This is a genomic window from Pseudomonas sp., from assembly GCF_050739655.1.
In the GTDB taxonomy this organism is placed as follows: Bacteria; Pseudomonadota; Gammaproteobacteria; order Pseudomonadales; family Pseudomonadaceae; genus Aquipseudomonas.
In genome coordinates, this window is sequence record NZ_JBOIBY010000309.1 from 1 (window position 1) to 4,218 (window position 4,218).

The following is a 4,218-nucleotide window of genomic DNA, read 5'->3' on the forward strand; positions in this document are numbered from 1 at the left end:
TTTCTGACCAATACAAAATCAGGATCAAAAGATCGCAGCCTGCGGCAGCTCCTACAGGGCGTCGGCGGTGGCTTGTATATTTTTTGAGCTGTGATAGTGTCCGGATACGCCTCAACCCATCGAGGCTTGTGAAAACCCCGCCTTTTTCTGGCGGGGTTTTGCTTTTTTCGTGCAGAAGAAAGGAGTCTGCCCTGATCATGACCGCACCTTCCATCACTCTTACCCGTCTGGACGTTCAACGTCTGGAGCGTCTGATCGACAGCCTTGATGAAACGCTGCCGGGCGTTATCGCGTTGCAAACCGAGCTGGATCGCGCCGATACACTGGTCGGCCACGATGAAGTGCCAGCCGATATCGTGACCATGAATTCCCGCGTGCACTGCCGCGAAGAAAGCAGTGGCAAGGACTATCACCTGACGTTGGTGTACCCCAAGGACGCCAATGCCGACGAAGGCAAAATCTCCATCCTGGCGCCAGTGGGCAGTGCGCTGCTGGGCCTGAAAGTTGGCCAGCATATCGACTGGCCGGCACCGGGCGGCAAGACGCTGAAACTGACCTTGCTGGAAGTCGAATCGCAACCTGCCAATGGTGGCGACTACCACGTTTGACCTTGGCTCAGACCTGCTCGAGCGCCTCGTTCAACGCGCGTTCCAGGTCGGCCTTGTAGCGCAGGTAAAGATTGCTTGAGCCCTGACCATCACCGAGCAGGCCCGACAGGTCCAGATCGGTGATGTAACAGCGGTAACGTTCGGTCTCACGGCGCTGCTCGACGATTTCCCGGGCGACCACGCTGAACAGTTGGTCGCCGTGCTCCAGCTCTGAAAATTCCCTTTGATTGCAATACAGCGCGACCTGCACCTGGCCTGGTGCGGCTTTGCCGATGATTGCCTGTACGTCATAGAACGGTTTATTGACCGGCGTTTGCGGTGCCGGCCGAGCTTCGACCCGGCGCGACCGGCCCGTGCCGCTGGGCAGCAGTTGGTAATAGCGAATGTCCAGGTTCTGCGATTGAGTGGAGTCCATCGGCAGCGAGGCGTCGCGCCGATACTGGATCGATTGCAGGAAGCGTTGCAATCGCACCAGCAAGCTTTGCTCGTCATGCCAGGGCAGCCGTTGATACCACAGGGCATTGAATTCATCGAGTACGTACAGGTCCGTCAGGCTTTCACTTGTCCGGTAGAAAACCTGGATGCTGTCCGGCAAGCCCATCGGCAGGAGCAATGCCAGATCGTGGTCTTCCAGGGCCATCGGGTCCAGGTGCAGCGGGCTGTAGCTGGACTGGTCTTCAGCCAGGTAATCAAGCAGCGCAGGCAACGTGGCAAGCGCCACGTGATTGACCTGGCCAGGCACCAGTTCCAACACGTGGTAATGCTGCTGGACCTGGATCAGGTAACGCAGGTTGAGTTGGCTGAGCAATAGGTTCTGCGCCGTATCGATGATGTCTTCAACACGCTGTGCGATGAATTGCGCGCGGTTATGGCAGAAACAACGCACTCGTAATTTTGGTTGTAGAGGGCCGTTTGGCAGGTTGTTGAGATAATCGCGCACGCAGTCGAGCAGCGCGTGGGGTCCGTCATAGCGGTTGACCAGCACTTCGTTCCAGCTATTGAGCGTGACCTGATCCAGGGTCAACACCAGGTTTTCCCGAACACCCGCGTAGCTCAGTGAGTCGGTACGCTCGGTAGTCATCAGGATGTTCAGGTCCCTGTGATGCTTGAGCGGGTCGACGCCGACATTCACCAGAATCAACACTACACTCGGGATGCTGGCGCGCAGCAAAGGCTCTTCGGCAACGGTCGGCAGTGGCAGCGCGATGCTTTGTTGCAGGCGGCCGAGCAGGTTGAACAGCTCGAATTCACTCAGGTCGCTGCTGCCGGGATGCAAGGCCAGGCGTGTGCTGCTGTCGATCACGCCGTTGCGGTGGCACCAGGTGAGCAATTCGAGCAAATGGCGGCTGCGCTTGATCGGTGCAAAATGCTCCCATTCAAGCGCCGTGAGATTGCCGTTGTACAAACCCCATTGGCTTTGCTCCGACTCGTTCTTGTCGGGTGAGTACACCAGCGTCAGGGTGTCTTCGGCCAGATCGGGGGCGATGCCGGGGTTGATGAACTCGACCTTGTCTGCCTTGCGCTCGAAGGCTGCATACAGGCGTCGGCCCAGCACGCTGAGGTCGCGCTTGTTGATCAGGCTGACGGTTTGCTCGTTGCGGGCGAACTGGGTCAGGAAGCGGTAGCTGTAGTTCAGTTCGTTGACCAATGCCCGACGTTCCGAACTGACCTGGCGGACTTTCCACTGGCTGCGGCTGTCGAGCAAGGCTAATTGACGGTGATCCCATTGCCATTCATGGGTCAGGCGTTCGAGTAGCGAGCGTTGCCAACTCTGGGTGCGGCCGCCGGTGCCGGTCAGTTTGCGATTGGCCTTCAGGTACAGCGCACGACGTACCAACTCCAGGCGTTCCGGCTCGTTACGGGCAATAAGGTATTCCTCGATGCGCCGGTAAACCACGACGTAAGGGTCGAGCTCATCAAGGTCGAGTTGATTGGCAAAGACCGCTTGTTTGAAGCGTAGGCTCAGGCATTGGACCCTCGGATGTTCGCTGGCATACACCTCGGTCAATAGTAGCTTGAGCACCGACTTGTACGGCGACTCGATACCCTTGAACAACTGCCACAGCCCAGCGCCGATAAATTCGCCGGGCGGGATGAAGGCAAGGTTACCCAGATCGAGGGTTTCGTCGGCACGAATGAAACGCTTGGAAATCAGGGTATGGGTGTAGCGGTCGTAACTTGCCTCTTCATAGACGGGCACCAGCCACCAGATCGGTGTGCGCCCCGCCAGCCAGATAGCGGTGCGATAGAACTCGTCCAGCAGCAAGTAATGCTGGGTGGTGCCGCAGTCTTCCGAGCTCAGTTGGGTATCGCGCTCGCCACGTACGAATCGGACGGGATCGATCAGGAAAAAGTGCGCCTCGGTGCCCTGGCTGGCAGCCCAGGCTTCAAGCAGCTGGCACTTTTTGCGCAGTTCGGTGAGCTCGGTTTCGCTCAAGTCCGGGCTGTGACAAACCCAGACGTCCATATCACTCTGGTCAGCCTGGGCGAGGGTGCCGAGGCTGCCCATCAGGAACAGGCCGTGAATCGGCCGTGGCGGATTGCTGCCGTGACGCGGTTTATAGGAGAACGAGCGGGTCAGGCGCTGGGCTTCGGCCAGGACATTGGCTTCTGGCTCGAAATTCGAAACCCCAGCCGGCGTGTTGCCTGAAACGTAACCTGGCAACAGTGGATGGTTGACGTGGAAGAACAGCGGCAAAAGGCTTAAAACCGCCTGCTGGCGCGTGGACAAGCCTTCCACGGCACGGGCCAGGCGGCCCTCGTTGAGCTTTAGAAAGCGTGCGCGCAGTTGACTGAGAACCTTGCGGTCGATTCCCTCGTCCAGATCGGGGCGGATTTCGTGGGTGCGGATCATGTCAGCTCAAACCGGCTTGCAAGCTCGGACGTGGAGGCTCTCGGGTGATGGCAGTTTAGCGTCTGGACCCAAGGACATTTAAGCTGAATTTGGTTTTTTGGCGTCAGATTTATAACGTTGAAAAAGGTCAGCCAGCCGAACAGGCCCACGGACATCCCGGTTCGGGTTTTCCGTGGGCGGCACGATGGAATTCAGGCTGTAGCTTCGGCGTTCAGAATGGTGAGCACGGTTTGAACGTTTTGAGCGGCGTCGCGACCCAGGCTGGTCAGGTAACCGCCATCGGGCTGGTCGATCAGGTCTTTTTCGTGAAGGCGTTTGGCAGCGGCAATGTGTTTCGCGGCAGCGGTCTGATGAATTTTCAAACCTTCCTGGGAACTGTCCAGGTTGAAGAGGGCGAGGACTTCCAGTTCGGCAACCAACTCAGGGGTAAGCGACATAAGGACTCCAGACTTTCTAGGAATTTGGCGACAGCGTCCCTAAGGTGATCCCACTTGTGCGGCATGTCCAGTGTTCGTGACAGGGTTATTTCTTTTCCGGCGGCAACTCGGGCAGAGCCCGCAGCGCGGCTTCGTACCATTCGGTATTGAACGCGCGGTCTTCGTCGAGCATCGTGTCGATTTCTATGGCCAAAACGTGAGCCATCAGATTGAGGATGTCTTCGCGCTCGTAGCCCACCAGCGTCAGCTTGTTGAAGGTCGCTTTGGCAGCCGGCGGATTGTCGCTTTCGATCTGGTTCTCGATGGCTTCGGTCAGCGT

The 4,218-nt window shown here is 58.0% G+C and carries 5 protein-coding genes; 1 reads left to right on the plus strand and 4 read right to left on the minus strand.

The window, feature by feature from the left end:
- The coding region (locus ACRESJ_RS14850; RefSeq protein WP_431758564.1) for a hypothetical protein at window positions 1-199 on the minus strand (199 nt) is incomplete at its 3' end.
- Here ACRESJ_RS14850 and rnk point away from each other — a divergent pair.
- The gene (gene rnk / locus ACRESJ_RS14855) at window positions 198-608 is read left to right on the plus strand and encodes a nucleoside diphosphate kinase regulator (RefSeq protein ID WP_431758565.1); all 411 of its coding nucleotides are present in this window, start codon (window positions 198-200) and stop codon (window positions 606-608) included. The genes ACRESJ_RS14850 and rnk overlap by 2 nt on opposite strands.
- A 7-nt stretch (window positions 609-615) precedes the next feature.
- On the opposite strand, the gene ACRESJ_RS14860 is transcribed toward rnk, so the two are convergent.
- The 3 genes from ACRESJ_RS14860 to ACRESJ_RS14870 form a co-directional block, all read right to left on the minus strand.
- Window positions 616-3,462, minus strand: a complete 2,847-nt coding sequence (locus ACRESJ_RS14860) for a class I adenylate cyclase (protein WP_431758566.1) — start codon at window positions 3,460-3,462, stop codon at window positions 616-618.
- A gap of 191 nt (window positions 3,463-3,653) precedes the next feature.
- Window positions 3,654-3,899 (minus strand): TIGR02647 family protein, encoded by a 246-nt coding sequence (locus tag ACRESJ_RS14865; protein ID WP_431758567.1) that lies wholly within the window; start codon window positions 3,897-3,899, stop codon window positions 3,654-3,656.
- A gap of 85 nt (window positions 3,900-3,984) precedes the next feature.
- Window positions 3,985-4,218, minus strand: a 234-nt coding sequence (locus ACRESJ_RS14870) for a hypothetical protein (protein WP_431758568.1), incomplete at its 5' end; no start/stop codon positions are given.

Excerpts from the sequence above, each read along its gene's own strand:
- ACRESJ_RS14865 (WP_431758567.1), bottom strand. The coding sequence starts at position 3,899 with ATGTCGCTTACCCCTGAGTTGGTTGCCGAACTGGAAGTCCTCGCCCTC.
- rnk (WP_431758565.1), top strand. The coding sequence starts at position 198 with ATGACCGCACCTTCCATCACTCTTACCCGTCTGGACGTTCAACGTCTG.
- ACRESJ_RS14860 (WP_431758566.1), bottom strand. The coding sequence starts at position 3,462 with ATGATCCGCACCCACGAAATCCGCCCCGATCTGGACGAGGGAATCGAC.